The organism is Mesorhizobium sp. M0306 (genome assembly GCF_040321655.1).
In the GTDB taxonomy this organism is placed as follows: domain Bacteria; phylum Pseudomonadota; class Alphaproteobacteria; order Rhizobiales; family Rhizobiaceae; genus Mesorhizobium.
This window is the reverse complement of sequence record NZ_JAMYRY010000077.1, coordinates 1-3,504: the sequence shown is the minus strand read 5'-3', so window position 1 is coordinate 3,504 and position 3,504 is coordinate 1. Positions and strand designations below refer to the sequence as shown.

Here is a 3,504-nt window from a genome sequence, read left to right as displayed (position 1 = left end):
CCCGGGCCGAAACGCCGTTCCCGCCCGCCGTGCCTCAATTACCGTGCCATCAACCGAACAGGACTCACTATGAAACAATTGCCTTATCCTTCGGGCGTCTCGGCCTGGCTGCGAGAACTGCGGTGCCGTAATGGCTCGCCATCTCCGCATAGGTCCGGTTGAGATCGGGGTCGTAGCGATCGGGGTTGGTGACGGCGGCCTTGAGATTATCGCAGATCAGGAACTTCGGCACGCCGCCCAGAAAGGCGAAAAGATCTGTATGCACGCCGATCCAGTCGGGCAGGCTCTCGCTCGGGCACGCCTCGGCGTAGGTATAGTTCGAGGCGCCCATCGCTGCGACGAACAGCTTCATGGCGTGCGCTTCGCCGGTGATGGGGTCGAAGATGTCGATGGTGTCGCCGGCGAAATCGACGAACACCTTCTCGCCGCCCAGGTGGGTCTGGCGCATCGTCGGGCGCGCCCGCCCTTTCCGGGCCTCGAAGGTCGTGCAAAACCACGTATAGCCAAAACCGTCGGGATTGGCGGCACGATACTCTTCCCACAGCAGCACCCGCGTTACGCCGCGCCGGCGCAACTCCTTCTCCACATAGCTCCAATGGCACCGGCCGCCGAAGGCTTTGCGAGGCCGCCTTCGGCGCTGGGAAGAGCAGCAGCTCAAGGCCTTCGTCATCCATCCCTTCGGGCAGCGGCCAGTTCAGCCCGGCAAGACGGGCGCGTCGCAAATAACCGTGGACGACGCCATTGCTGACCCCGAGCGTGCGCGCGATGACGCGCTCGGTCAGTCCTTGAACATGTCTTAGACGTAAAACTTCTCTGATCCGGCGCATCGACAATCTCTGGGTTGGCATCAGGCTTCCTCGTTTTGAACGAGGCATCCTGTAGACTGGCTGAGTTGTCGGCCGAAGCGTCCAGCACCTTCGAAAAGCTGCTCACGATCCCGCGAAATCGTTGCTCATGATCCCGTGAAATCCGTGCTCACGATGCGGTGAAATCCGTGCTCACGATCGTCTGAAATACGCACCCAAGTAAGCGAACGGCGCAGTTCTTCAGGCACGGTGATGATGGTGCGCGTAATAGCGTCGCGCACGGCTTCAGCTCCGTGTCTCGCGAGAGCGGATCCATTCTTCATGCACGGAGTTTCGCCATGCTCCGCAAGCCGGGGAGATGGAATAGCATCGTTGAGCGCGTCGTACGCTCGACCAGCGTGCCGATCGCCGAACTGCCAAGACCGAGGATGAGGTCTCTCTCCCGGTGACCAGCCACCGCGCGATCGGCCGCTTCAGCGGGGCATTGATCAAGTCTCCAGCGAGACAAAGCTCTTGCCGCGCCGGCGTACACGCGCCCTGGGGACTCGCAACACGCGCCCCGTTCCCAAGCAGGGCGACAGTTCCCAGCGTAGCGCTCCCCGGCCCTGAACGAAGAGGGCCTGGTAGATGGCTTCGTGGCTGATGCGCATCGAGGTTCGTCCAGGAAGTCGGTCGGCAAGCGTCGGGCGATTTTTGCCCACCGCAGATCCTTTCGCGGGCCATGCCGGCGGCCCTTCCACGAACGGAGGGACCAGGAACGGCAGCGCCACTCGGGGTCATGATGACGCCCGCCAGTCGCTGCTCAACATAAGTGCGCAAGGTGATGTTGAGCGCAAGCTTGGTCGGGTTTGGGCCGACGGGCCGATCGCTTAGCGTGCCATTGAGCAGTCGACGCACGATACTCCAGGCCGCAGCTGCGCGTCGCGGCGTTGCGTCGTAGCTCGCGGGAGATTGTCGAGGCGGATCGGCCAGGGCGACTGCCGATCTCGCGTCTCGAAAGACCCTGAACGCGAAGCAGTGCGATCTCCTCGCGTTCCCCGAACGAGAGATACCGCCAGGACGGCGGCTTGGTGGAAGATCTGAACATCGCTGGTGGCATGCGGCCCGCCTGTCGGAACAATCTGGTTCCCACTGGCTGCGACATGCCACCCGTCACCGCAGCATCCTCGCTGGTCATTCCTGCGCAATCCCAACCAGAATCACTGGAGTTTAGATCGCCCCGCTACTGGCGGCCGTCCCGGTGACGGCAACGGCGCTCGTCCGGACTGGTGTGATCGTCGCTTTTGGATGCCCATCGCAACCTCCTTCGGCCAGGTGTTGCGACGACCGTTGAATCCGCCCAGTAAACCTCCTCGTATTTGATGGGTTCTCCATAGCCGCTCGACGAAGACGTTGTCGCGCCACGCGCCCCTTGCCGTCCATGGAGATGGCGATTTCGGTGTCCTTCACCATCTTGATGAAGTCGATGGAGGTGAACTGCGAACCCTGGTCGGTGTTGAAGATGTCGGGTTGCCATGCCGACCTCGATCCAGAATGCCCTTTCCAGCGTGATCGACAGCCGCCAGGACGGAACGCGGCGTAGCCGCGCCATCGGAATGTATGTGATGTCCATCGCCCAGACCTGGGCGGGCCGGGTGACGGGAAGGCTGCGCAGGAGATACGGATAGATCTTGTGCCCCGGCGCCGGCTTTGAGGTGTTCGGGCGGCGGTAGAGCGCCCCGATTCTATCTTCTTCGCCAGCGTGGCGACGTGACGCCTGCCGACGCTGTGGCCATCCGTCTTCAAGAGAGCCTGCAGCATCCGGCTTCCCGCGAAAGGTAGTCGGGATGCAATTCGTCGATCGGCGCATCAGCGCCAGGTCGGCGGCGGGAACGGGTCGCCCCATGTAAAGACGCTGCGTCGGCTGATTCCGAGAGCGGTGGCCTGACGGGCGATCGAAAGACCGTGGCAGCGGTCGATCATTTCCTTGCGCTCAGCAACCCGGCCTTTTTGAGCGCGCCGGCTAAAACGTCGTTCTCCAGCGCCAGTTCACCTATCTTGGCGTGCAGCGTTTTCACATCCACGGCCGAAGCCGCCGGCGCAGACTTCGCCTCGTCGCCGAACACTCCGAACGCGCCCTCCAGAAGCAGGTCCTTCCACTGCTTGATCTGGTGGGGTGAATGTGTGCGACAGCTCGATCAGGGTCTTCTCGCCTCGGATCGCGGCAGTGCCACCTTGGCCTTGAAGTCAGGCTGTGGTTACGGCGGGGGCGTTTCGTCATGGTCTCTCCTATTCCCGGCTGCCGCGTTCAGGCAAAGATTCCACCTCGTAATCCCCTGTCCAGTTTTCCCGAGCCGGCTCTCATAGGCGCAGACATAGAAATTGACACTGCAAGACCCGCGATTTTCCGCAATCAACACGTCAGATGGCTTGCACAAAGTTCACGTGCGACCAGCGCATGTCCAAGACTGCGGCGCACCCGTTGCCGTGAAACATCCTGTGAAGCGTAGCGCTTATCAAGCTTAACCTCCAAATTGCCGCAGTACCCAATTGTCCTGTCATCCCCGCGAGGCTTGCAGAAGCTGACCGTAGCCGTCTATCGGCTTACTGTAACCCGCGAGCTTGAGGGCGTGCCACGCCATCGCCTGTGTACTGGAAATAACAGGAATGCCGAGTTCCGCCTCAAAGCGCGCCAGGTGCGGCACGACGGGCATTGATG

General features: G+C 61.8%; 3 pseudogenes. All 3 read right to left on the bottom strand.

The features are described from left to right. Positions 1–73: 73 nt before the first annotated feature. A pseudogene (gene istA / locus NKI95_RS34000) lies at positions 74–848 on the bottom strand (IS21 family transposase); the annotation flags it as partial. 131 nt (positions 849–979) lie between these two features. Further along, positions 980–2,101 (bottom strand): annotated as a pseudogene (locus tag NKI95_RS33995) (transposase); the annotation flags it as partial. A gap of 47 nt (positions 2,102–2,148) precedes the next feature. Next, positions 2,149–3,066, bottom strand: a pseudogene (locus NKI95_RS33990) (transposase family protein); the annotation flags it as partial. Between the last annotated feature and the right edge of the window lie 438 nt (positions 3,067–3,504).